The sequence below is a fragment of the Vreelandella populi genome (assembly GCF_003989825.1).
GTDB lineage: Bacteria > Pseudomonadota > Gammaproteobacteria > Pseudomonadales > Halomonadaceae > Vreelandella > Vreelandella populi.
In genome coordinates this window covers 31,460-56,323 of the sequence record NZ_RZHE01000007.1, presented here as the reverse complement: position 1 = coordinate 56,323, position 24,864 = coordinate 31,460, and the positions used below count along the sequence as shown (strand labels likewise).

General features: G+C 52.7%; 25 protein-coding genes and 2 pseudogenes. 3 read left to right on the top strand and 24 right to left on the bottom strand.

All coding sequences use genetic code 11. The features are described from left to right. Positions 1–25: 25 nt before the first annotated feature. From pal to ELY25_RS08680, 11 genes are all read right to left on the bottom strand, one after another. Entirely contained in the window at positions 26–577 is a 552-nt protein-coding gene (gene pal, locus ELY25_RS08730; RefSeq protein WP_126950895.1) for a peptidoglycan-associated lipoprotein Pal, read from the bottom strand. 42 nt (positions 578–619) lie between these two features. Beyond that, the gene (gene tolB / locus ELY25_RS08725) at positions 620–1,906 is read right to left on the bottom strand and encodes a Tol-Pal system beta propeller repeat protein TolB (protein WP_126950894.1); all 1,287 of its coding nucleotides are present in this window, start codon (positions 1,904–1,906) and stop codon (positions 620–622) included. Continuing rightward, complete coding sequence (gene tolA, locus ELY25_RS08720) at positions 1,906–3,078, bottom strand: cell envelope integrity protein TolA (protein WP_236995685.1); 1,173 nt, start codon at positions 3,076–3,078, stop codon at positions 1,906–1,908. Before tolA ends, tolB begins: the two co-directional genes overlap by 1 nt. Positions 3,079–3,091: 13 nt before the next feature. Continuing rightward, a complete protein-coding gene (tolR, locus tag ELY25_RS08715) occupies positions 3,092–3,526 on the bottom strand; it encodes a protein TolR (RefSeq protein WP_126950893.1) in 435 nt (144 codons plus the stop codon). 11 nt (positions 3,527–3,537) lie between these two features. After that, entirely contained in the window at positions 3,538–4,218 is a 681-nt protein-coding gene (tolQ, locus tag ELY25_RS08710) for a protein TolQ (RefSeq protein ID WP_236995684.1), read from the bottom strand. An 87-nt stretch (positions 4,219–4,305) separates the two neighbouring features. Next, positions 4,306–4,719: a tol-pal system-associated acyl-CoA thioesterase gene (gene ybgC / locus ELY25_RS08705; RefSeq protein WP_126950891.1), complete on the bottom strand. Its 414-nt coding sequence runs from the start codon at positions 4,717–4,719 to the stop codon at positions 4,306–4,308. Beyond that, positions 4,716–5,753 carry a Holliday junction branch migration DNA helicase RuvB gene (gene ruvB / locus ELY25_RS08700; RefSeq protein WP_126950890.1) on the bottom strand — a complete coding sequence of 346 codons (1,038 nt, stop codon included), beginning with the start codon at positions 5,751–5,753 and terminating at the stop codon, positions 4,716–4,718. Before ruvB ends, ybgC begins: the two co-directional genes overlap by 4 nt. A gap of 78 nt (positions 5,754–5,831) precedes the next feature. Continuing rightward, on the bottom strand, positions 5,832–6,437 hold the full coding sequence (ruvA, locus tag ELY25_RS08695) for a Holliday junction branch migration protein RuvA (protein WP_126950889.1): 606 nt from the start codon (positions 6,435–6,437) through the stop codon (positions 5,832–5,834). A gap of 68 nt (positions 6,438–6,505) precedes the next feature. Continuing rightward, on the bottom strand, positions 6,506–7,057 hold the full coding sequence (ruvC, locus tag ELY25_RS08690; protein ID WP_126950888.1) for a crossover junction endodeoxyribonuclease RuvC: 552 nt from the start codon (positions 7,055–7,057) through the stop codon (positions 6,506–6,508). A 114-nt stretch (positions 7,058–7,171) separates the two neighbouring features. Continuing rightward, positions 7,172–8,953 (bottom strand): aspartate--tRNA ligase, encoded by a 1,782-nt coding sequence (gene aspS / locus ELY25_RS08685; RefSeq protein ID WP_126950887.1) that lies wholly within the window; start codon positions 8,951–8,953, stop codon positions 7,172–7,174. 66 nt (positions 8,954–9,019) lie between these two features. Continuing rightward, entirely contained in the window at positions 9,020–9,292 is a 273-nt protein-coding gene (locus ELY25_RS08680) for an FmdB family zinc ribbon protein (protein ID WP_126950886.1), read from the bottom strand. Positions 9,293–9,478: 186 nt separating this feature from the next. On the opposite strand from ELY25_RS08680, the gene ELY25_RS08675 reads away from it, so the two are divergent. Then, the gene (locus ELY25_RS08675) at positions 9,479–10,432 is read left to right on the top strand and encodes a D-2-hydroxyacid dehydrogenase (protein ID WP_126950885.1); all 954 of its coding nucleotides are present in this window, start codon (positions 9,479–9,481) and stop codon (positions 10,430–10,432) included. On the opposite strand, the gene ELY25_RS08670 is transcribed toward ELY25_RS08675, so the two are convergent. Together ELY25_RS08670 and ELY25_RS08665 are read right to left on the bottom strand one after the other, a co-directional pair. Next, positions 10,422–10,697: an acylphosphatase gene (locus ELY25_RS08670; RefSeq protein ID WP_126950884.1), complete on the bottom strand. Its 276-nt coding sequence runs from the start codon at positions 10,695–10,697 to the stop codon at positions 10,422–10,424. The two genes, ELY25_RS08675 and ELY25_RS08670, sit on opposite strands and share 11 nt — an antisense overlap. Before the next feature lie 2 nt (positions 10,698–10,699). Continuing rightward, positions 10,700–11,650, bottom strand: a complete 951-nt coding sequence (locus tag ELY25_RS08665; RefSeq protein ID WP_126950883.1) for a YihY/virulence factor BrkB family protein — start codon at positions 11,648–11,650, stop codon at positions 10,700–10,702. A 152-nt stretch (positions 11,651–11,802) separates the two neighbouring features. On the opposite strand from ELY25_RS08665, the gene ELY25_RS08660 reads away from it, so the two are divergent. Then, positions 11,803–12,894: a bifunctional nicotinamide-nucleotide adenylyltransferase/Nudix hydroxylase gene (locus ELY25_RS08660; protein ID WP_126950882.1), complete on the top strand. Its 1,092-nt coding sequence runs from the start codon at positions 11,803–11,805 to the stop codon at positions 12,892–12,894. A gap of 8 nt (positions 12,895–12,902) precedes the next feature. On the opposite strand, the gene ELY25_RS08655 is transcribed toward ELY25_RS08660, so the two are convergent. The 7 genes and pseudogenes from ELY25_RS08655 to ELY25_RS08625 form a co-directional block, all read right to left on the bottom strand. Continuing rightward, positions 12,903–13,820, bottom strand: coding sequence for a LysR substrate-binding domain-containing protein (locus ELY25_RS08655; RefSeq protein WP_126950881.1), 918 nt, complete (start codon positions 13,818–13,820; stop codon positions 12,903–12,905). Between the two features lie 48 nt (positions 13,821–13,868). Next, positions 13,869–15,287: a cardiolipin synthase gene (gene cls, locus ELY25_RS08650; protein WP_126950880.1), complete on the bottom strand. Its 1,419-nt coding sequence runs from the start codon at positions 15,285–15,287 to the stop codon at positions 13,869–13,871. Positions 15,288–15,401: 114 nt separating this feature from the next. Beyond that, positions 15,402–16,907 carry a fumarate hydratase gene (locus ELY25_RS08645; RefSeq protein WP_126950879.1) on the bottom strand — a complete coding sequence of 502 codons (1,506 nt, stop codon included), beginning with the start codon at positions 16,905–16,907 and terminating at the stop codon, positions 15,402–15,404. A gap of 181 nt (positions 16,908–17,088) precedes the next feature. After that, positions 17,089–17,916, bottom strand: a pseudogene (gene nei / locus ELY25_RS08640) (endonuclease VIII). A 3-nt stretch (positions 17,917–17,919) separates the two neighbouring features. Next, positions 17,920–19,947 (bottom strand): excinuclease ABC subunit UvrB, encoded by a 2,028-nt coding sequence (uvrB, locus tag ELY25_RS08635; RefSeq protein WP_126950878.1) that lies wholly within the window; start codon positions 19,945–19,947, stop codon positions 17,920–17,922. A gap of 20 nt (positions 19,948–19,967) precedes the next feature. After that, positions 19,968–20,375 carry an OsmC family protein gene (locus tag ELY25_RS08630; protein ID WP_126950877.1) on the bottom strand — a complete coding sequence of 136 codons (408 nt, stop codon included), beginning with the start codon at positions 20,373–20,375 and terminating at the stop codon, positions 19,968–19,970. Further along, positions 20,375–20,572 (bottom strand): hypothetical protein, encoded by a 198-nt coding sequence (locus ELY25_RS08625; RefSeq protein WP_126950876.1) that lies wholly within the window; start codon positions 20,570–20,572, stop codon positions 20,375–20,377. The genes ELY25_RS08630 and ELY25_RS08625 overlap by 1 nt, the downstream gene beginning before the upstream one ends. 167 nt (positions 20,573–20,739) lie before the next feature. Between ELY25_RS08625 and ygfZ the strand changes: the two genes are divergently transcribed. Further along, on the top strand, positions 20,740–21,702 hold the full coding sequence (ygfZ, locus tag ELY25_RS08620; RefSeq protein WP_126950875.1) for a CAF17-like 4Fe-4S cluster assembly/insertion protein YgfZ: 963 nt from the start codon (positions 20,740–20,742) through the stop codon (positions 21,700–21,702). A 46-nt stretch (positions 21,703–21,748) separates the two neighbouring features. Here ygfZ and ELY25_RS08615 read toward each other — a convergent pair. From ELY25_RS08615 to ELY25_RS08600, 4 genes and pseudogenes are all read right to left on the bottom strand, one after another. Then, positions 21,749–21,973 (bottom strand): annotated as a pseudogene (locus ELY25_RS08615) (TatD family hydrolase); the annotation flags it as partial. Positions 21,974–22,049: 76 nt separating this feature from the next. Further along, complete coding sequence (locus ELY25_RS08610; protein WP_126950874.1) at positions 22,050–23,639, bottom strand: peptide chain release factor 3; 1,590 nt, start codon at positions 23,637–23,639, stop codon at positions 22,050–22,052. Between the two features lie 188 nt (positions 23,640–23,827). After that, complete coding sequence (locus ELY25_RS08605) at positions 23,828–24,346, bottom strand: hypothetical protein (RefSeq protein ID WP_126950873.1); 519 nt, start codon at positions 24,344–24,346, stop codon at positions 23,828–23,830. A gap of 262 nt (positions 24,347–24,608) precedes the next feature. Then, positions 24,609–24,818: a putative motility protein gene (locus ELY25_RS08600; protein ID WP_126950872.1), complete on the bottom strand. Its 210-nt coding sequence runs from the start codon at positions 24,816–24,818 to the stop codon at positions 24,609–24,611. Positions 24,819–24,864 lie beyond the last annotated feature (46 nt).

Genomic DNA, 24,864 nt, shown 5'->3' with positions numbered 1-24,864 from the left:
CAACGGTATCAGTAATTAAATGCTATCAGTAGTTGAACACAACGCGACGGTTCTGTGAGTAGGCGCTTTCAGTCTGACCGCTAGCGGCCGGACGCTCTTCGCCGTAGCTCACAACGCTCATTTGTGAATTGGAAACGCCTTGAATGTTCAGGAAACGCTGAACGGCACGGGCACGACGCTCACCCAGAGCCATGTTGTATTCACGAGTACCGCGCTCGTCGGTATGACCATGCAGTACAACCTGTGCATTCGGGTTAGCACGCAGGTAGCGTGCATGTGCCATTACCGCAGACTCATATTCGCTCTTGATGGTGTCACGGTCGTAATCGAAGTAAATGGTACGTACTTCAGGAATCCGAGAATCAGCTTGCTGACCAGCACCTGAACCAGAACCCGTGGTAGAACCGTACTGACCACCGGTACCTGCGCCTGACGTGCCTGCGCCCATGCCCGTGCTGCTGCCATCCTGGCTTCCGTAAGAATCTCCATCCTGGGTTCCGCCGGTGCTGGAACAGCCAGCGATTACTACGATAGATAACGCTACTGCCAATGAGCGAGCCAACGGCTTAAGTTGCATAATCAGACTCCTTGCCTGAAAGAAAATTAATACTATTTATCATCAATTTAAAAATGGTGACCATGCGGGATCGCGCACATCACCTTGTGCTGCAGGAAGCCGGAATGACGACCGCCCATCGGCAGAAACGGCACTCAGCACCCCGTTGTTACCCTGTTGGGTAGCGAAGATTACCATGGTCCCGTTCGGCGCAACACTAGGAGATTCATCTCTTGTTGAATCACTTAGTACTACCAAGCGTCCACCGTCCAGATCCTGACGTGCTACTTGATAACCGCGGCTTGAACGATGCACTAAAAAGATCTGGTCACCATCGGGTGAATAGCGTGCCCGCGCGTTGTAATTACCTGTAAACGTTAAACGTTTTGTTTCACCGCTGCCTAACGTGTGCTGGTAGATCTGGGGTCCACCGCTACGGTCAGAGGTGAATAGCAGGCTGCGTCCATCTGGCGACCACGCGGGTTCTGTATCAATACTGTTGCTATTGGTAATACGCTCAACGGAACGGTTGGTGATATCCATGATGTAGATTTCAGGTTGCCCATCTTTAGATAACGACATGGCGATGCGGCGGCCATCCGGCGACCAGCTCGGCGCTCCATTGATGCCATCAAAGGAGGTTGCCTGAACGCGCTGGCCCGTTGCCACATCCTGAATATAGATAGCCGGGCGCTCGCTTTCAAAAGATACATAGGCAAGCTTGCGTCCATCAGGCGACCAGGCAGGCGACATGATCGGTTGATCTGAGGTCAATACCTGCTGGCTGTTGCGCCCATCAGCATCGGCAACATAAAGGCCGAACTGCATATTATCGCCAAGACCCTGTGCTGTGATGTAAGCGATGCTGGTCGAGAAAGCACCACGAATATCGGTAATCGCTTCAAAAATCTGATCACTGATATAGTGGGCGGCACCGCGCAAGTCGTTGGCATTCGCGGTAACCGTTTCGCCGATCATTCGGCGTTGACCGCTGATATCCATCAAGTCAAATTGCAGCTGGTAACCGTTACCCGTTTGCTGAGCGCGCCCCACTACCAGATAGCGAACATCAAGCGAGCGCCAAGTGCCAAACTCAACATCGTCAGCCTGGCTTGGCTTTTCAAACATGGCGCTGCGCTCAAGCGGATCAAACAACCCGCTGCGTTCAAGGTCATCCTGTACAATTTGGGCAATATCTTCTGACATACCCTCGTTGCCCGCAAAAGGCACTACCCCAATCGGCAGGGCCTGATCGCTCCCCCGCGTAATTTCAATGGTCAATTGGGCACTTGCCGCACTGCTAATGAATAGCAGCGCGCAGAATAACCACACTTTGCTCAGTATTTGCATTAGCGAACATCTCCCGGGGTAAATCGCAGATTAATTTGACGTAAGTTTCGTTGCTGATCCGCTGGCAAATCTCTCAATTCGCTAAACGGCGCAGCCTGTTCAACAGCTTGTATGGCAGACCGATCAAAAGCACTATCGCCACTTGATGTCGCAATTGATGCTGCGAGCAGCTCTCCCGATGGGCCTAAGCGTATTTGAAGCGTAGCACTCAATGAATCGCTTGCTCCAGGCGGTATCAGCCATGCCTGTTCGACAGCGCGACGCACAATATTGATAAAGCTGTTGGCTGCCTGTTGTGCCTGCTGTGCATTGGCCGCCGCTTCGGCTTCACCGGCTAGCTGACGCTGCATGGCCGCCTCTGCGGCTTCAGCTGCCGCCTGCCGTTGGCGCTCGGCCTCGGCTTCACGCTGGCGTTGAGCTTCAACTTCGCGTTCCCGCTGTGCGGCTGCCTCCCGCTCACGCTCGGCTTCTGCTTCGCGCCGTGCTTCTGCCTCCGCTTCTTCGCGTGCTCGTGCCTCTTCGGCTTCACGCTGCCGCTCAGCTTCAGCTTCAGCTTCCGCCTCGCGTTGACGCTGCTCTTCCGCCTCTCTTTCCCGCAGAGCTTCGGCCTCTTCACGAGCACGTTGCGCCTCTGCTTCACGCTGGCGTTCGGCTTCTGCCTGCTCTTGGGCTCGCTGCGCTTCGGCTTCGCGCTGACGCTGTGCCTCGGCCTCACGCGCTTCAGCCTGAGCTGCCTGTTCCTGCGCTACGCGTTCAGCCTCTTCAGCACGCCGCTGAGCATCTGCTTCGGCGGCCGCCCGAGCCTCAGCAAGTGCCTCAGCTTGCGCCTGTGCTTCTTGTCGGGCAGCTTCTTCAGCAGCTTGCTGCTGTTCGGCTGCCTGAGTGTCCGGCTCCGGCGCGGTGGCTTCGGGCTCGCTTGTATCAGGCGTCTCCGTGGGTTCAGCCGCGGTGTTCATAGCTGCCTGCTGCTCGGTTACCTGCTGAGCCTGATCAGTAAAGGTTTCTGTACTGACCAGAGTGGCTTGCACTATGGACGATGAATCAGGTTCCGCTGAGCTGCTTGGCCAGTTAATCAGACTAAAAACAATAATACCCAAATGCACGGCCACCGCGAGGATAGTAGGCAATGTATAGCCAACATCCTGCGGGTCCCTGGGTGTATCAGTTGCCATCTGTGGTTTGCCCTTAGCCATCTTGCGGCGGCTCTGAAAGCAGGCCGACATTGGCAACGCCGGAGCGCTGGAGTGTGCTCATCAGCAAGACAATCTGACCATACTGCACGTTGCGGTCACCGCGCACCATTACCGGCGTACCCGGGCGGCGCTGCAAGATGGCCGTAACACGCTCCGACATCTGATCAAGTGATACCGATGTAGAATCTTCGCCCAGCGTAATGAAGTAGCCGCCCTCACGATCAACCGAAATAATGATCGGGTCACTATCCTGAGTGTCGATCGGCTCAGATGACACTTGAGGCAAGTCAACCTGGACACCTTGCGTCAGCATGGGGGCAGTGATCATGAAAATGACCAGCAACACCAACATGACATCGATAAAGGGGACGACGTTAATCTCCCCCATCGGCTTACTTTTGCCGCTGCGATTAAATGGACCTTGCATGACGAACTCCCTTAACTGGCACTAGGCTTGCCGTCACGACCTTGCAGATTGCGGTGCAGGATCGCATGAAACTCTTCGGCGAAATCCTCGTATTTACCGAGTAAGCGAGATGCACTGTTGGAAAGACGGTTATAGAAGATAACGGCTGGAATAGCTGCAAAAAGGCCCATCGCGGTGGCAATCAGCGCTTCGGCAATCCAGGGGGCAACGGTTGCCAGGGTTGCCTGCTGGGTCATGGAAAGTGATTGGAAAGAACCCATGATGCCCCATACGGTGCCAAACAGTCCGATGTAAGGGCTGGCTGAGGCAACGGTCGCCAAAAACACCAAGTGCTGAGTCAAGCGGTCTTCCTCGCGAGACCAGGCCACACGCATGCTGCGCTGTACGCCTTCCAGCACCGTATCGGCATTGCGGGTTTTGGGCATCAAGCGGTTGAACTCACGGAAGCCGGACTGAAACATATGCTCGGCGCCGTGGCGTGGATCATCAGCAGGGATTTCCCGATAAAGTTCGTTTAAATCTACGCCCGACCAAAACGACTCTTCGAATTGGTTGTATTCCTGTTTGGCACGGCGCAGCGCAATGCTGCGCTGAAAGATCACCACCCAAGAGAGAATTGACCCCACCATCAGCAACAGCATCACCAGCTGTACAACGACGCTGGCATTCATTATCAGGTGTGGGATGGACATGGTGTTATCGTTCACAGGTGCCCTCATCAATCTATTTACGTCGGTCATTACCGACAAAGTGGTGGTTTTAAGGTTACTAAACCGTCGTTAAGTATGCAGTCCTGCCTTAAAGCTTGCAGGCCAGGCTTTAGGCCGAAGGCGCTTCGCATCCAGGCAGGCAATCTCGACCGTCGCGCTGCAAAGGAGTTCCTTGCCACGTTGCACACGCTGTTCAAACGTTACACGGCAACGGCCTACGTCAGTAATGCTTGCGGTAACTTCCAAAGCCTCATCCAGGCGTGCTGGTTTTGCATAGTGACAGGCTAAGCGATATACCACTAGCTGCGTGCCTTCGTCTAGCAACGTTTGCTGATCAAGACCTTGGGCACGTAGCCATTCACTGCGCGCCCGTTCCATAAACTTCAGGTAGTTAACGTAGTAGACAATACCACCCGCGTCAGTATCTTCCATATAAACACGTATGGGCATCGAGAACGAAGTACTCGTGGACAAAGCACTCATGGTCGACGCTCTCCTTCCATATCGACCGAGTGCTCATTGGGAACACGATTGAAATGCAGCCAGGCCTGGCGCGTTACCGTGCGGCCTCTAGGTGTACGCATCATCAAACCCTGCTGAATGAGGTACGGCTCAATAACGTCCTCAATCGTATTACGCTCCTCCCCAATGGCGGCGGAGAGCGAATCCACCCCCACCGGGCCGCCCTCGAACTTGTCAATCATCGCCAGCAGCAGGCGCCGGTCCATATGGTCCAACCCGTAGTGGTCCACATTGAGCATGTTCAGCGCCGCGTCTGCCAGATCAACGTCTACCGTGCCGTTACCTTTCATTTCCGCATAGTCGCGCACGCGGCGTAACAGGCGGTTGGCGATACGTGGCGTACCGCGCGAACGACGGGCCACTTCAATAGCGCCCTCATGGCTGGTTTCCACACCCAGCAGGCGTGCCGAGCGGGTGACGATTTCGGTTAGCTCTTCAAGGCTGTAAAATTCAAGGCGCTGAACAATGCCGAAGCGGTCACGCAGCGGAGAGGTTAAAAGCCCGGCCCGCGTTGTCGCCCCGACCAGGGTGAAACGAGGCAGGTCCAATTTGATTGATCGGGCAGCCGGCCCTTCACCGATCATGATGTCGAGCTGAAAATCCTCCATCGCGGGATAGAGGACTTCTTCAACTGCCGGCGATAGCCGGTGTATTTCATCAATAAACAGCACGTCGCCAGGTTCAAGATTGGTCAGCATGGCCGCCAGATCACCTGCGCGCTCCAGTACCGGCCCCGAGGTTGATTTGAGTCCAACGCCCATCTCGGTAGCTATGATATTAGCCAGCGTCGTTTTACCCAGCCCCGGGGGGCCAAACACAAGGGTATGATCAAGGCTTTCCTCGCGGAGTCGGGCCGCGCCGATAAATATCTCCAGCTGCTCGCGGACCCGCGGCTGGCCGATATAGTCATCCAGTCGCTTAGGACGAATGGCATGGTCAATGCGCCCTTCTCCTTGCTCTGGTTCGGCAGTTATCAATCGATCATGTTCTAACATAGGGGCTCTTCTTGAATATCCGGCGGTCTACCTGACGTATGCATAAGCAGTACTTGTGTGACCAAGATCACGCCATAATCAACCGTTCATGCGGCGTGTCAGCGCTGCCTTGATCAAGGCTTCGGTTGGTTGCTGAGGATCAAGGTCTGCCAACATTTTGCTGGCTTCAGTCAGTTTGTAGCCCAGGCTTACCAGTGCGGATTCCGCATCAGCCAGACTATTGCGGACAGGTTGGCCATTGGCTGCTTCCAGGGGAAGAGGCGCGTAAGAGCCATTTTCCCACTCAGGGAAACGGTCGCGCATTTCAATAATAAGCCGCTCAGCGGTTTTTTTACCCACGCCCGGCAGCTTGGTAAGTGCCTTGCTGTCGTCGTCACGGACACAACGCATAAAGGCGTCTTCGTCCATGCCTGAAAGGATCGCAAGTGCCAATTTTGGGCCAACGCCATTGACCTTGATAAGCGCTCGGAACAGTGCGCGCTCATGCTCACGGGCAAACCCGTAGAGCAGATGGGCGTCGTCGCGAATGGTCAAGTGAGTATACAGTGACGTGCTTTCACCCAAGGCAGGTAGCGATACCAACGTATTCATTGAAGTCTCAAGCTCGTAACCCACACCATGAACATCAATGACAATCCAGGGCGGTTGTTTTTCCAGCAGATAGCCACTTAGACGTCCAATCATAAATACGCTCTCGATAGTAAAAACAGGCGTTTACTATAATGCTACTCTGTACATGTGACCAGTAGTGGTTACAGTCGCCAACGTCCGGTGGAAGCCCGCCGACTGCGCCCACTGGAAGTGGTAGGTAAGCCGTTACGTGAATAAGCATGGGTAAGCGCAATGGCCAGGGCATCGGCTGCATCTGCCTGGGGCGTGGCAGAAAGTTTTAACAGCGTCGTAACCATATGCTGTACCTGTAGTTTATCAGCCCCGCCCTGGCCGGTAACCGCTTCCTTGATACGTCGCGCCGCATATTCGGCAACGCTCAGCCCATGGTTTGCCATGCATACCAGTGCTGCTCCCCGCGCCTGGCCTAGCTTGAGTGCCGAGTCGACATTTTTCGACACGAAAACTCGCTCAATGGCTGTGTCAGTGGGCGAATACAATCCAACAACTTCACTTAACCCGGCATATATTTGCGCCAAACGCTGCTCAAGTGGGCCATCTGATGTACGGATACAGCCGCTGGCAACATAACTTGGTTTGCCCACTTTCAGGTCAATAACACCGTAACCGGTAATACGTGAACCTGGGTCTATCCCGAGAATTCGAACCGGTAATCCGGGTTGTGCTCCATCCATGACACTTATGCTCTCTTCTTTAAACAAAAACACCGACGCCGGGGCGTCGGTGTTTTAGCGATTGAGGACCAGACAACCATGAACGTTGAGGCTATCTGATCAGTCGCCGACGTGTTACTCGGTTGCCGCTTCAGGCTTCACTTTCTGGCGTAAGCGAATATTCAGATCTTTCAGCTGTTCTGGGCTGACTTCACCCGGCGCGTCGGTCATCAAGCAGGCCGCGCTCTGGGTTTTCGGAAAAGCGATAACTTCACGGATGGTCTTGGCACCAACCATCAGCATGACAAGACGATCCAGACCGAATGCCAGGCCACCATGGGGCGGTGCGCCGTACTGAAGCGCATCCAGCAGGAAGCCGAATTTTTCTTGCGCTTCTTCTTCACCGATGCCCAGAATCTCAAACACGGTGCTCTGCATGTTCTGATTATGGATACGGATGGAACCGCCGCCAAGCTCAGTGCCGTTAAGCACCATGTCGTAAGCGCGTGAAAGCGCCTTCGCTGGATCGGCTTTGAGCTCTTCCGGCGTGCAGGACGGTGCTGTAAACGGGTGGTGCAGCGGACTCAAGCGACCGTTATCATCGGCTTCGAACATCGGGAAGTCGACAACCCATAGCGGTGCCCAGGCTTGGGTGTACAGATCCAGATCTGCGCCCAGCTTAACGCGTAGCGCGCCAATAGCTTCATTGACAATGCGTGTTTTATCGGCACCGAAGAAGATGATATCGCCATCTTCCGCACCCAGACGGTCAAGAAGCTCTTCAACGATGTTTTCCATGAACTTAACGATAGGCGATTGAAGCCCTTCGAGCCCTTTGGCACGTTCGTTGACCTTGATCCAGGCCAGTCCCTTCGCACCGTAGATACCCACGAATTTGGTGTATTCGTCGATTTCCTTGCGCGAAAGCTTGGCGCCGCCCGGTACTTTAAGGGCAGCAACGCGGCCATCTTCAGCGCTGGCGGGGCCAGAGAAGACTTTAAAATCGACCTGTTGCATCAGGTCATCAACATCGGTCAGTTCAAGTGGAATGCGCAGATCCGGCTTATCTGAACCAAAGCGATCCATGGCTTCTTGCCAGGTCATGCGCGGAAATTCGGGCAGCTCAACGCTCAGCACTTCCTGGAAAAGCTGACGAATCATGGCTTCTGTAATACCCATGATGTCGTCTTCTTCCACGAAAGAGGCTTCGATATCAATCTGAGTAAACTCAGGCTGACGGTCAGCGCGCAGGTCTTCGTCACGGAAGCATTTGGCAATTTGATAGTAACGATCGAAACCCGCCACCATTAACAGCTGCTTGAAAAGCTGTGGTGACTGCGGCAGTGCAAAGAAACTGCCGGTATGAGTACGGCTAGGCACCAGGTAGTCACGGGCGCCTTCCGGGGTGGCCCGGGTAAGAATAGGTGTTTCAATATCCAGGAAACCCTGGTTTTCCAAAAACGCGCGAACGTTGTGAGAAATACGTGAGCGCAGGCGCAGCTTCTCAATCATGTCAGGGCGACGCAGGTCAATATAGCGGTGCTTTAAGCGTACTTCTTCGCCTACCTTGCCATGCTCATCAAGCTGGAACGGCGGCGTCGCCGCTGTGTTAAGCACTTCCACCTCTTTCGCCAGTACCTCAATCATACCAGTCGGCATGTTGGAGTTCTGGGTGCCCTCAGGACGCAATCTTACACGGCCGGTAATACGCAGAACATACTCACCGCGAGCGCGGTCGGCATTAGCAAACGCATCGGCGGTATCCGGGTCTACCACAAACTGAGCGATACCATCGCGGTCACGCATATCAAGGAAAATTACCCCACCGTGATCGCGACGACGATGTACCCATCCACAAACGGTGACCGTTTGATCTACCAATGTCTCGTTTAGCTGGCCGCAATAATGGCTGCGCATGTCAAATCCTGTTCTGTTACGTGGCAAATAAGGTGTCACGAGCCATTAGGCTCAGACAACCGCAACTTAGGCTGCGGCGCCTTTTGACTTGGAAGTAGTGTCGCTTTTGGCGCTGGAAGACGTTCCCTTTGCATCAGCTGCCAGGTTTTTCTTACTTCCCGTTTTAAAATCGGTTTCATACCAACCACCGCCTGCAAGGCGGAAGCCGGCTGCGGATACTAGCCGCTCCAAATCATTCTGGTTGCATGCCGGACACTCTTTTAGCGGGTCCGCACTGATTTTCTGCAATTTTTCCATGCGATGGCCGCAGGCCTTGCACTCATATTCATAGATAGGCATGTTGATAACTCCTGAAAAGCTCAACGACGACAGGATATTGGCGTATATAAACGCAGCCAGCTGCGAATATGTGGCCTGCCGAGATAAAATCCAAGGCTGCGGTTGATCAAGCGGCAATATTATACCCTTTTGTGCCCCCTGCCGAGCAAGGCTAACTGCTCCTCGGCAGTCATTGGAGAGAACAAAATGCCTCATGCAGTGATGTTAGATGCCAAAAGCCTCGGCCCCCAGATCGATTTAAGCGCAATTCGCGATGTAGTTACCCAGTTTGATGTGTTCGACCAAAGCTCTACCCATCAAGCCATAGAACGCCTGGCCAACGCTGACATTGCCCTGGTTAACAAGGTCGTACTCGACGCAGAAACGCTGCAACAGCTGCCCTCGCTTCGCCTGATATGCGTAATGGCGACAGGTCTTAACAATATTGACCTTGAAGCTGCCAAGGCACTTAACATTAGCGTTAAAAACGTAACGGCCTATGGCACTGCAAGCGTTTCCCAGCATACGTTAATGCTGATGCTGACATTAGCAAACCGGCTGCCTCTGTATCAGCGTGAAGTGGCAAACGGCGCCTGGCAGCGTAGCGACTTCTTCTGCCTACAGGACCACCCGACGCTACAGCTGGCCGGCAAGCGGTTGGTGATGGTTGGCCAAGGTGAGCTAGGCACTGAAGTGGCCCGCTTGGCAGAGGCATTTGGTATGCAGGTCACGTTTGCGGCCCGCCCCGGCAATGAGGCCAAGGATTCACGCCCCTCATTAGATGATTTGTTGCCCGAGGCCGATATTATCAGTCTGCACTGCCCGTTAAATGCTGATACTCAGCATCTTATTAATCGCCAACGTTTAGCGGCTGCTAAATCATCGCTTTTAGTAGTCAATTGTGCTCGCGGTGGCATTATCGATGAAACAGCAGCCCTTGAGGCGCTACGCCAAGGCACTATCGGCGGCTTGGCAGTTGATGTACTGCCCGCAGAACCTCCTCGTGATGGTCACCCGTTACTTGATGCCTTGTCAGAGCCGCTTAATCTTATCGTGACGCCACACAACGCCTGGATAACGCCGGAAGCGCGCCAAAATATTGTCGCGCTAACTGCCAATAATATTGCTGGGTGGAAAAAACAGATCGCAACTACTGTGTAGAAAAGTTATCAGGCGTATGGCACAGGGTTAGTACTTCACATTCAACATGGGTGACCCGCGCATCCGCGGGTCCCTGCCATAGCCATTCGCTTAGTGTTTTAACCTTCTTGCAATCGCCGCACATCAGCACTTCAACCCGCCCATCAGCAAGATTTTTGGCATAGCCAGTTATATTGGCTTGCAAAGCCTGTTTCTGGACGGTACGGCGATAATTCACGCCCTGTACTTTTCCAGTCACGAATGCACGCAGGCAACAACTTTTCATCACTATTCACCGGAATCTTGGTGCTTATGGTGCTTGGGTTCGCGTGGCTCAGTCTCCAGCAATTCCTGTTTGACCAGCACGGCGCTATTTCGAGGAATAAGCTTTCTGCCTCGACGCAATAGAAGAGAGCGCGTAAATGCGGCACCAAATAACAAAATAAGGGATGAATAATAAACCCAGAGCAATACCATGACGACCGACCCTGCTGCGCCGTACGTCGATGCAGTCGCAGTATAGGCTAGATAAACCGCAATCACGTTGCGGCCGATTGTAAACAATATGGCGGTGACGACAGCGCCGATAAATACGTCCTGCCAGCGCAGTACTACGTCTGGCAGCACCTTGAAGATGGTTGCAAACAGTAGGGTTACAACACCCAGTGAAATAAGCGATTCCAGAGTTGTCGTGAAATAGTTTGCCAATGGAATGATATCGTTGGCCACTTGGATCATGCCCCGCAATACAACGCCCAGCACGAGAGAAACCAGCAAAATAAACCCAATAGAAAGTACAACGGTGAGTGATAGCAGGCGGGTCTTAATAAATATAAACATACTGTTACTGGTGGGTTTAGCGGTCACTCCCCAAATGGTATTCAATGAAAACTGCATTTGTGCAAAGACCGTTGTGGCTCCGACTAAGAGCGCACCGACACCTAACAAAGTGGGTAGTAAACCTGATTCTTCAATCCGCGACTGAGCTACAGCGCCTTCAATAGCAGAAGCTACGTCAACGCCTAACGAGCCTTGTAACTGAGCAACAATTTGTCCTTGTGCGGCGTCTTCACCCAGTACAACACCAATTACTGTCACTGCAATAATGATCGTGGGGGCCAGTGAGAACAACGTATAAAAGGCAAGCGAGCCTGCATAGCTAAATGCATTACGCTCAAGCCAGAGCGCTACTGCATCCTTTGTCACCTTCCACCAAAACATGAGGGTGCTTTTAATCATATTCATTCCCTTGAGTAACTTAATGGTTCTTTATATACACTAGCTTATCAGCATACCGAATACTGACGCAGTGCGCAGTATGGATCACATTGCACGCTATAACCTCGCTATTCATAATAGTTTTTTATTAACCAAACGCCCAAGGAAGTATCATGGCTTTTGATGCTAATTGCTCTATGCCTGCCTATACCTTTGACTGTTTGGTATTTATTGGACGCTTTCAGCCTGCTCATCTAGGACATTTAGCCGTTATCCGTGAGGCGCTTAAACAGGCTCGGCAAGTGATAGTGCTGGTTGGCTCGGCGTGGCAGGCGCGTTCACTGCGTAACCCCTGGCGGTTTGAAGAACGTCAAGCGATGATTCGCTCGGGGTTTGATGATGATGACAATCAGCGGTTGGAAATAACGCCGCTACTTGATGCACTGTATAACGACGACGTATGGGTAAGAGATGTACAGCGTAAAGTGCGCGACCTAGCAGCACCTAATTGTTCACGATTGCCAAGAATTGGATTGATTGGCGCAAGTCGAGGCCAATCCAGCTACTATCTGGCGCTTTTTCCCCAGTGGGAGTCCGTCAGCGTGCCGTTGGTAGAGGGAATATCGGCCAGCCAGATCCGCGAGCGACTGTTTCGTTCAACCAGCTCGGCTGATGAGTATTTGAGTACTGGGGCCTACCACGACCTGTCCCCAGGCGTAGTTGATAGTGTGAGTGATTTTTGCCAGGGTGATGCTTATTCCCAGTTGCTTGAAGAGCAGAAATTGCTTGAGCAGTATCACCATGCCTGGGCACAGGCGCCCTATCCCCCGATTTTTGTTACCGTAAATGCGGTTGTCGTTCAGTCAGGACACGTGCTTTTGGTGCAGCGTAATGCGGCACCAGGAAAAGGGCTATTCGCGCTTCCGGGCGGGTTTATCAATCCTCATGAGCGTTTGCTGGATGCGTGCATGCGCGAACTGAGAGAGCGGTTGCGCCTAAAAGTACCTGAACCGGTGCTAAAAGGCTCACTGCGCGGACAGCGGCTTTTCGACGAACCCCACCGCAGTTGGCGGGGCCGGACGCTCGCGGAAGCCTTTTACTTTGCGTTACGACCGGATCAGCAGCTGCCGCGTCTGAAGCCGGCAAAAGGCGGCGACCATGCACGTTGGGTCGCACTGGCAGATCTGGAGCCAGACAGTCTGTTTGAAGATCATTTTTTTATTATTCAGAACTTCCTGGGCTTGCCCGCCGACTTTGGTACTTAGCCCCGCCATCATGCTTGCAAAAAATCTCGCGGCAGTTTCATCATTTGCCGCCAGAGCTTCTCAACGCCGGGTTTATGGACCAAAGAGCAGCGGTAAAGGCGGATTTCAAGCGGTATATCCCAGCTTTCATCTCCTGCTCTTACCAGACGCCCGCTTTTAAGCTCCTCTCGAATACAAAAATCCGGGATCCATGCAGCCCCAATGCCCTGAAGTACCATGCCTTTCAAGCCTTCCGCCATGGCTGTTTCATAAACGGTGCGTAATTTCATCCGTAATGGGTCGTTTTTAAGAAGCATACGTACGCTGCGACCTAAAAATGCACCTTGGGTATAGGCCAGATAAGGGATCGATGTATCATTTTGCAGCGAAAAGCATGGCTTGCCCGTTTCATTGGGGAGTGAAACCGGCAACATCTTGACTTTGCCTATCGAAAATGAGGGAAACACTTCGGCATCTAGCTGCATGGTGGCAAAGGGGTCGTAATAGGCCAGCATGAGATCGCAATTGCCTTCGCGAAGTACATGAATAGCCTCACCAACGTTCATGGCTACCAGTCGAGTGGGCAGCTCACCCAGCCCCTTTTGTAAGCGCGATATCCAGGGGGGGAAAAAACTTAGTGCCAGCGAGTGGGCAGCCACAATATCAAGCGCCTCATTGGCAATGGAAAGTCCGCGTAAATGGCCCAAGGATTCATTGAGCTGCTCGACCAGATTGCGTGCGGTAACCAGAAACAGCTGCCCTTCCGAGGTAAGCCCTACGGGTGTGGTGGAGCGGTCTACAAGTGTTACCCCCACTGCTTGTTCTAACGCTCGGATACGGCGGCTAAATGCCGGTTGCGTGACATGACGCTGGCGAGCGGATGCAGAAAAACTGCGTGTATTTGCAAGCGCAACAAAATCTTCAAGCCATTTTGTTTCAAGATTCACCCCACACTCCTCTGCCCACTAGTTTGTCTATGTTTTATTCTGTTAATTTTACTGTATAGGTGACATTAAATAAGCTGCCCTGGATACCACTTTTTTCCATAAAGGTCGCTGCTGGATCTCATCAATAGTAACGCGGCGACACTGAGCGAAATCCTCTTCCAGCATTTGCTGCACCTGTTCTGCAAATGCGGGGGTGGGAATAAAGGCGGTAATTTCAAAGTTAAGTCTGAATGAACGATTATCTAAGTTTACCGTACCTACGGTAGCTGCTTCACTGTCTATTAAGATAACTTTTTGATGTAGGAACCCAGGTAGATAACGGTATATTTTTACTCCTGCTTTTAACATATCCGGTAAAAATGAAAAGGCCGAGAGAAACACCAGCAGATGATCGGGCCGCTCAGGAATCATGACTCGAACATCAACTCCACGCATGGCGGCTAGCCGTAACGCGTCTTGAACCCCCTGATCAGGCACAAAATAAGGGCTGGTTACCCATAGACGATGGGTTGCGCTATGAATCAGTTGCTGGATTAACAGACTGGCGGTATCCTGCTTATCGGCTGGCCCCGATGGCACTATAACGACATGGTAATCGCTATCGGAATGGCTTTCGGTCTGCCAGTTCAAGCTAGCCACCTCACCCGTTGCCCAATGCCAGTCCTCCCAGAATGCTTCCTGAAGACCTAGCACACTAGGCCCTTCCAACATCAAGTGGGTATCCCGCCAGGGACCATGTCTTGGGTGCTGGCCCAAATATTCTACGCCTACATTGAACCCGCCAAGCCATCCTTGCTTACCATCAATCACGGCAATTTTACGGTGATTACGAAAATTCAGTTGAAACCGATGTTTAAATCCACGCGAGGAACGAAACGGGCTCACGGCAATATCTTCAGCAGCCAGCTCTTTCAAATAGCCTTCGTTGAGCTTGCGACTACCCACTTCGTCATACAAAAAATACACACGCACGCCACGACGGGCGGCTTTCAAAAGATGCTGATGAAGCCGACGACCAAGCGCATCATCACGGACAATAAAGAACTGCAGCAGCAAGTAGTGCTCTGCCCTGTCAATACCTTCGAACAGACTCGTGAAGGTGGCTTCACCATCAATTAACAGCGTAGCGTTATTGCCTCGTGTCAACGGCATCATGGCCAGCTGCTCGACTGCCTGAATATCAGAATTCACAGGGGGCGCCAAAAAAGGTCGGGCGCTTTCTTGATAGCGAGCCAACACGCGCCTAAGCACATTGTCGCGCTCTCCCCGGGCCATTACATAGCCGTAAAAACGCGGCCGCCCAAAAAACCAGTAGGCAGGTAACGCTACATAAGGAAAGGTGAAAAGCGAGATAATCCATGCGATGGCGCCTTGCGACGTCCGGCTCGACATCAGCGCCATAATGGCCGATACAATTCCCAAAAGGTGTATCAGCATAATGCCAGTCCCTAGCAACCAAGAGGCCATACTCACTCCCCATCAAGCGTATTAATATTCCAACAACGTTTGTAACTGATTAAAATACACAAAAGCCCCGTATTCGCGGGGCTTTTGTGGGTTCATCTCACAGCACAAGCGCCGTTAAGCGGTCTGGGCAATGATCTCTTTCCACTTCGCGGGCCCAGTTTGATGTACCGACGTTCCCTGACTATCAACTGCCACGGTCACCGGCATATCTTCAACTTCAAACTCATATATGGCTTCCATGCCCAGGTCTTCAAAACCCACCACGCGAGATTTTTTAATCGCCTGCGCCACAAGGTAAGCCGAGCCGCCCACCGCCATTAAATAAACAGCTTCATTGTCACGAATGGCTTCAATGGCTTCCAAACCGCGTTCAGCTTTACCTACCATTCCTAGAAGGCCCGTTTGTTCCAGCATGGTACGGGTAAATTTATCCATACGGGTGGCCGTAGTCGGGCCAGCTGGGCCCACTACCTCATCACCAATAGGATCAACCGGGCCCACGTAATAGATAAACCGGCCTTTCATATCTACCGGTAACGGTTCGCCTTTGGCGATCATGTCCACCATGCGCTTATGAGCGGCATCGCGACCGGTCAACAGTTTACCGTTGAGCAACAGCGTATCGCCCGGCTGCCAGGTTTTCACCTCGTCAGGCGTAATGCTGTCCAGATTGACACGTTTTACATTATCCCCGGCTTCCCGGGTAATTTCTGGCCAGTCTTCGAGCTTGGGCGGCGCTAGGGCTGCCGGGCCAGAGCCATCCAGTGTGAAGTGGGCATGCCGAGTGGCGGCACAGTTAGGGATGATGGCAACGGGCTTGTTAGCCGCATGGGTCGGATAATCCTTGACCTTAATATCCAGGACAGTGGTAAGCCCGCCGAGGCCCTGAGCGCCAATGCCACTTTTATTGACCTTATCGAAAAGCTCTAGGCGCAGCTCTTCAGCGCGATTGCTGGGGCCTCGTGCCTGAAGGTCTTGAATGTCGATCGGATCAAGCAGCGCCTCTTTGGCGATCTGCATAGCCTTTTCAGCAGTGCCGCCAATGCCAATCCCCAGCATACCCGGCGGACACCAGCCAGCGCCCATCTTGGGAAGCTGCTCCATTACCCAGTCAACGACGCTATCGGAAGGATTCAGCATCGCAAACTTGGATTTGGCTTCGCTACCGCCGCCCTTCGCCGCCACGTGAATATCCACTTTATCACCAGGCACAAGCTTGTGATGAATGATGGCTGGCGTATTATCCTTGGTGTTCTGGCGTTTGCCATCCGGGTCTGCCAGTACCGAAGCACGCAGCACGTTATCCGGTAGCAGATACGCCCGACGGACGCCTTCATTCACCATATCGTCAAGGCTCATGTCAGCCTCCCAGGTGACGTTCATACCCACATGAACGAACACGGTTACGATACCGGTATCCTGGCAGATGGGACGATGGCCGGTAGCGCACATTCTTGAATTGATCAGAATTTGTGCGATAGCGTCTTTAGCGGCGGGGTTCTGCTCACGTAGATACGCGTCATTCATCGCGTCGATGAAGTCTTTCGGGTGATAGTAAGAGATATACTGCAGAGCATCGGCAACGCTTTGAATCACGTCGTCCTGGCGAATCACGGTCATGGAGTAACGGCTCCTTGGTTTTCGTCTTTTCTACAACCATTTTACCCATATGGAAATGGCCGTTTAAGCGTGCAAGGAGTATACCGTATTGGCCTACAAGCGGCAGCTTCTACCGCATGCCATCTCTGTGTACTTAAGTCTATGCTAATTTTTTGGAGTGAAAACAAGATAACGGTATAAGTCATTTAATGCCTGATTGGCAGGTGGGACACCAATAGAGACGTCGGGAGCTCACCATCATACGTTCGATAATATCGCCACAGCGATGGCAACTAAGCCCCGCCCTTTCAAATACTGCAAAGCGCCATTGACGACGCGACTCGCCCGAGGCAATCGCCTGCTCAATCCACGCCTGCGTATTGGTTACCCCGGCCAACTCATACGCCTGGCGGGTAACACCTACAAACAGGCCCGCTAGCATTACCTGTTGGTCATGGGTGATATCAGCAGGCCGTTGCCGAGGATGCAATTGAGCAAAGAAAAGAATTTCCGAGCGCAGATAGTTACCCAGTCCGGCTACCAGTCCTTGGTCCAGCAGCAAAGCACCCATGCTACGCCTATAGAACTGCTTCAAGGCCAGCCGCGTTAGCACATCCGCTGCTGTTACATGCTCGCTTAGTAAATCTGGCCCCAGACGGGCTAGAAAAGGATGTTGATCAAGCTCATCCGCCTGCCAGAGTGAAATATCCGAGGCGCTGTAGAGGCTGGCCACCCTACCCTCGGTTTCCAAGCGCACTCGCAGGGAACGTTGGGTGGCGGGCGGCTGATCAGTACGATGCAACTTCCATACGCCGTATAGCTGGTTATGCGAATAAAGCACCTGCTGGTTGGCGAAACGTATCAGCATGGCCTTGCCCCGTGTATCTATCGCCGTTACCTGGATGCCGACCAGAGCACTTGCCTGACTGGCAAGCTCGGGAAAGGCGAACTAGGCATCATCAATCACCCGGCCGCCTATCTGCTTTTCTATACGGTCTGCTGCACGACGAATTTCGGGCCCTTCCGGCATGCGTTATCCTAGCGCCAGCTGTTTTTCTTTCATTTGATGCAGTTGATCGCGCAGGCGCGCCGCTTCTTCAAACTCCAGATTCTGAGCCGCTTCAAACATTGCATCTTCCAGTTTGCTGATGGCCGCCAGCAGGTCATGCTTACCCATGTTGGTGATATCGTAACTGCCTACACCCTCAGCCACTTTGCGTTCAGCGCCACGTTTACGGTTACTCTTCTTGCTACCAGGTGCCTGCGCAGCTTCCAGGATATCAGCGACCGAACGCGTCACGGTGGTCGGCGTGATACCGTGCTTTTCGTTATGCGCCTGCTGCTTGGCCCGACGGCGCTCGGTCTCATCTATCGCCTTGCGCATTGAATCGGTAATACGATCACCGTACAAAATGGCTTTACCGTGAGCATTACGTGCCGCGCGCCCAATGGTCTGGATCAGCGAACGTTCAGCGCGCAGGAAACCTTCCTTGTCAGCATCAAGGATCGCTACCAATGAGACTTCCGGAATATCCAGACCTTCGCGGAGCAGGTTAATCCCGACGAGCACATCGAATTTACCCAGGCGAAGATCGCGTATGATTTCCACGCGTTCGACGGTATCAATATCGGAGTGCAAATAGCGCACGCGCACGCCGTGCTCATCAAAATATTCAGTCAGATCCTCGGCCATGCGCTTGGTAAGCGTAGTGACCAGCACACGCTCCCCGACTGCGGTACGCAAACCAATTTCGGATAACAGATCATCCACTTGGGTACTGGCCGGGCGAACTTCAATTTCAGGGTCTAGAAGGCCGGTAGGCCGCACAACCTGTTCTACCACCTGCCCGGCATGCTCCGCTTCATATTTGCCCGGCGTAGCTGAAACGAATATAGCCTGAGGGACAATGGACTCCCACTCCTCAAACTTCATGGGTCTGTTATCCAGCGCTGAAGGCAGGCGAAAGCCGTACTCTACCAAGGTTTCCTTGCGTGAACGGTCGCCCTTATACATACCACCTACCTGGGGCACGCTGACGTGAGACTCGTCAATAAACAGCAACGCGTCATCAGGCAGGTAATCAAAGAACGTGGGCGGCGGCTCGCCAGGCGCTCTGCCGGATAAGTAGCGTGAATAGTTTTCTATGCCGTTGCAGTAACCTAGCTCCAGCATCATCTCAATATCATAAAGGGTGCGCTGTTCAAGGCGCTGTGCTTCAACCAAGCGCTCATGCTTGCGCATCCAGTCCAGCCGTTCCTTGAGCTCACCTTTAATAGCGTCGATAGCACCAAGGATAGTTTCACGCGGGGTGACATAGTGAGACTTGGGATAAATAGTCATCCGCGGAACCTGATGGCGTATGTCCCCGGTTAGCGGATCGAATATTCGGATCGAGTCGATTTCGTTATCAAACAGCTCAACACGAACCGCATCTTCATCGGAGTCAGCCGGAAAGATATCAATCACATCCCCACGAACCCGGTAGGTACCGCGACGAAAATCCATGTCATTGCGGGTATACTGAAGCTCGGCCAGGCGGCGCAGAAATGCTCGCTGGTCAATCAATTCGCCCCGGGTAAAGTGCAGGCGCATTTTCAGGTACTGGTCCGGGTCACCCAGGCCGTAGATAGCCGACACCGACACCACAATCAAGGCATCGCGGCGCTCTAGCAGCGCCTTGGTAGCGGACAGCCGCATCTGTTCGATATGGTCGTTGATTGATGCGTCTTTCTCGATAAACGTATCGGACGAAGGCACATAGGCTTCCGGCTGATAGTAGTCGTAGTACGATACGAAATACTCAACGGCATTATCGGGGAAAAACGATTTGAACTCCCCATAAAGCTGCGCGGCCAGGGTCTTATTGGGCGCCATGACGATCGTTGGGCGCTGTAGCTGCTGAACCACGTTCGCCATGGTAAAGGTTTTGCCCGACCCGGTTACCCCAAGTAGCGTTTGATGGGCAAGACCTGACTCCAGGCCACTTACTAACCCTTTAATGGCGTTTGGCTGGTCGCCGGCAGGCTTAAATTTCGACTGTAACCGAAACTCTTTGCTCATCGTCGCTCCTAACTAGGAAATTAAACCGTTTGGGTCGTGATATCGATGGTTGCCTGGGTCATAAGCCGCTGAATGGGGCAACGATGACTGATTTCTTCAAGCCTGGCTCGCTGTTCAGGGTCCGTAATACCATGCAGGGTCAACACCACATTCAGCTTGTACGTCCCTTTGGCCTCCTGACTATCATCCCGCTGCACCGTGACGGTGATCGCCGTAAGCGGCCACTGTTTGCGTCGAGCATACATTTGTATGGTGATGGCCTTGCATGTGCCGAGCGAAATATCAAAGTAGTCATGAGGGTCTGGCGCACTGCCTTCTCCGCCGACCACCTCAGGAACATCAGCATACAAGGCCTCTAGGCTCTCGACTTCAATACGCTGGCGAAATACGTGGTTACGCTGGCTAATGACCGTAATAGGCGGATGCATCAGGATACTTTAACTCCCAGTTTGAGCTTTTCGACGGCGGCAATTAATGCCTCCCGCCTAACACGGCCCTCTACATCAGCGCCGTAACGACCTACTTCGGCGCTATCAACGCCGTCCAGCATCATCAACGCTGTGGTAATCTTGTTGACCTGATCGGCGTTTTCTACGCCCTTAAAAGTTAATGATTGCTGTGCCATTGCTCTGCCTACCTCGCTTAACCTTATGCAAAACTGTTACAGACCAAAGAGTCTAGCACGCTAAAGACACCTTGCAATTAGTGCCTTATGCCCGCACGTTAAAAGCCCAATATATCACTGACTCATTCTTACAGACCTTTTCAGTCATGCCCCATCCAGGAGTTTATATGTCCAAGGTTATCCCCTCTACTACGATTACCGACAACGTGCGCCTTGACCACCTAGCGGCGCTGGATGTGAAAGGGGCGGATGCTGAAAAATTCCTGCAAGGTCAAACCAGCGCACAGGTCAGTTTGGCCAATGGTGAATTTGCCCCGCTGACCTGTTTTTGTACTCCCAAGGGCAGAATGCTGGCCAACGGCCAATTGCTTCGCGTTAATGCCGAACATTTCAGGCTGGTATTAAGTGCCTCGTTAGCTCCGCCATTAGCAGCGCATTTAAAGAAGTTTGCCGCGTTCTACCGGGCCGAATTGATTCACGACACGTCAGTTACGTTTATTGGAGCAAGTGAGAACGCAAGCGCCTTAGCGAGTTCCCTTGGGTTGACTCTGCCTGAAAAGGACTTTGCGCAGTGTGGCAATGATCAGACAAGCGTTGTGCGCCTGCCTGGCACCACACCGCGCTGGCTGTTTTGCACTTCCAGTACAATGTTGAATGGCCCTATCGATGATCAGGCCCAGCAAGCTGCCTGGGCGCTTGAAGATATCCGTTGCGGGCTTGCATGGTTGACCGAGGCCCAGCAGGATCAGTTTTTACCCCAAATGTTGAACTGGGAAGCGCTGGGCGGCATCAGTTTTAAAAAGGGGTGTTACACCGGGCAGGAAGTCGTGGCACGCGCACATTTTCGCGGGCAGGTTAAAAAGCGTCTGGCGCACGCCTCGCTTAACACCACCGAGCTTCCGGGCACCGGCGACAGTTTGATAACCGAGCAAGACAAGCCAATGGGCGAAGTCGTTTCAAGCGTCAGGCGAGATAACAATACGGTGGAATTGCTTGCCGTCATGAATACCAAGGCAGTCGAAGAAAATATGCCGCTCTATTGGGAGGGAAACCTGTTAACGCTACTACCGCTACCCTACCCGATTGAGCGACTCGATCCGGAGCAAGTGGCAATGGCATTAAAAGGTTAGCATTTAACAGGTATGCCAACGACCAGAACTTAGCGCGTGGTCGCTTTTAAACAAACGTCAGACCAAACAGCCGTGCGGCGTTGGCCGTACTATACGCCGCAATGTCTGCTTCCGTTTCACCACGAAGCTTTGCCACGGCACGACACACCTCGGCGATGCGCTTAGGCTCATTGCGTTCGCCTTGGTGGCCGCTTAGAGGCATATCAGGGCTATCCGTTTCCAGTACAAAACCATCGCTTGGCAAGGCTGCCACCATTCGACTGAGCATTTTCCTGGGCGTTAAAAGCGTGCTCTATGAGTGTTCTATGAGAGGGGCATTGCAGCCCCTTTATTATCCTAGTGCTTGTTTAGTGTTCGCGAGTAGGCTGGAAGCGAATATCCGGCCAGCGCTCCTGGGTCATCTGCAGGTTAACACGGGTAGGCGCAATATAGGTCAGGTAGCCGCCGCCATCAATGGCCAGGTTCGTGCTGGCCTTACGCTTGAATTCTTCAAGCATCTTGGCGTCCTCACAATACACCCAGCGGGCAGTTTGTACGTTAACGCCTTCGTAAATACAGTCGACCTTGTACTCCTCTTTCAAGCGGTGGGCGACCACATCAAACTGCAGCGTACCCACAGCACCCAGGATCAGGTCATTGTTATCCATGGGCATAAACACCTGTGTCGCGCCTTCTTCAGAAAGCTGCTGCAAACCCTTCTGCAGCGCCTTCATCTTCAAGGGATCTTTCAGGCGTACACGTTTAAACAATTCAGGGGCGAAGTGCGGTATGCCGGTAAAGCGCATATCTTCGCTAACGGTAAAGGTGTCGCCGATCTGAATGGTGCCGTGGTTGTGTAGGCCGATAATATCGCCGGGCCAAGCTTCTTCCACATGAGAGCGGTCCGAGGCCATAAAGGTCAGCGCATCGGCGATTTTGATATCCTTGCCAATCCGCACATGGCGCATCTTCATGTTCTTTTCGTACTTGCCAGAGCAAACACGTAAAAACGCTATACGATCGCGGTGGTTGGGATCCATATTGGCCTGAATCTTGAAGACAAACCCCGTAAACCGATCATCACAGGCGGTAACTTCTCGAGTATCGGTTTCACGGGGCTGAGGCGCAGGCGCATACTCAACAAACCCATCGAGCATTTCGCGTACGCCAAAGTTACCCATAGCGGTGCCGAAGTAAACCGGGGTCATTTCACCACGGCGGTAGGCTTCAAGATCAAACTCATGAGAAGCACCGCGCACCAGCTCTACTTCCATGCGCAGCTCTTCGGCCTGCTCTTCACCCAGCACGGCATCAACTTCAGGGTTATCAAGCCCTTCTATGCGTTTATCGTCCGGTATCCGGCTGCCCTGCCCTTGGGTATACAGATGAAGCACATCATTGTAGAGGTGGTACACCCCTTTGAAACGGCGCCCCATGCCAATCGGCCAGGTCATGGGCGAGCATTGAATATTCAGGACGGTCTCGACTTCGTCCATAACCTCAATAGGGTCACGGGTATCGCGGTCCATCTTATTAATGAAGGTCAGTATGGGCGTGGTACGTAAACGACACACCTCCATCAGCTTGATGGTCCGATCCTCAACGCCCTTGGCCCCATCAATCACCATTAAGGCGGAGTCAACGGCCGTTAGCGTGCGGTAAGTATCTTCTGAGAAGTCTTCGTGTCCTGGCGTATCCAGCAGATTGACGATTCGCCCGCTATAAGGAAACTGCATCACAGAGGTTGTTACTGAGATACCCCGCTCCTGCTCCATCTTCATCCAGTCAGACGTTGCGTGGCGATCGTTACGCTTACTCTTCACCGAACCCGCTAGCTGTATGGCATTACCGAATAACAGCATTTTCTCGGTGATGGTTGTTTTACCCGCATCAGGGTGCGAAATAATAGCAAAGGTGCGTCTAAGCTCCGCTTCTTGGGCTAACTGAGTGTCTTTCATCTTGCCTCTACAGAAATTGGTACTCAACCATGGGCTTAAACTTCAAGCTATCCTGGCTAAGTTATTCAGAATTGGGCGAGATTGTAACGTTAGGAGGGGCTAGGTGCTATGTTCATCAACAAGGAAGTATTAGCGCAGGAAACGAGCGATGTGGTTATGCCCCGCGTGTGCGGGGCATAATAAAGCGCTTACTCGACTACCGGACCTTCCTGTTCGCCACCACCTTCTTGCCACTCTTCTGTGTTACCAGTAGGCTCGGCGGCACCACGCGGATGACTATCGATCGTTTCACCCTGGTGGGTTGCATGGCTTCCCTGGGTCTGAGTGTTGATGTCGACCTCCTCTACCGGACCTTCATCTTCGCCGCCCCCTTCTTGCCACTCTTCTTTATTACCGGTAGGTACGGCAGCGCCACGGGGCTGAGTTACCGTTTCGCTTTGACCTGTGGCGTGGCTTTCAAGGTGATGCCCCTGATTTTCGGGATCAATCACAGGACCTTCTCCTTCACCACCACCTTCTTGCCACTCTTCCTGGTTGCCGGTAGGCGCGGCTGCACCCCGCGGCTGGTTATTCATCGTTTCTTGGTGCTCCGCTCCATGGGCACCGGTAGTCGAGTCGTTTTGGCTGCTAGCAAACGCTAAAGGGCTTGCACTTAGACCCAACGCCACGCCTAGAATACTGATTTTTTTCAACGCTTCCTTGTTCATAATGATTCCTTTTCTGGTCAATTTCGCCTGACTAGGCGGTAATAATTCAAAACCCACACTTATATATGTAGCAGTTGCATTGCTTTGTGTAAAAGTTTGGTACGACTTAATATTCAATGGCGAGCGCTTCTAAAAACAGCAATGGTTAAGCCATTAATTAAGCTATATGTTTACGCATGCTTATCAAGCAAACGCCATCCTTGAAAAAAAGCCCATAAAAAAACGCCGAGCGAGTCGGCGTTTTTTAGCGGCAGGTATTAGCTTAAGCGTAGGTATTAACCAGCGTTCCAAGATTACCTTCTTGAGCAAGACCAGGTTCGGCACCCAGGTTAGCAGAAGCCATGATTTCCGTTACCTGCTGAGCTTGAATATCGAGTGCCTCTTTGAACACTTGCATCTGAACCTGTTCAGCGGTTTGCGCCTGATTCATATAAAGCGCTGCGCTTACCATATTGTTGATAGACACATCCATAAAGCTACCCTCAGAACGAAACGTTTACCCAGCCTAGCAAAGATAC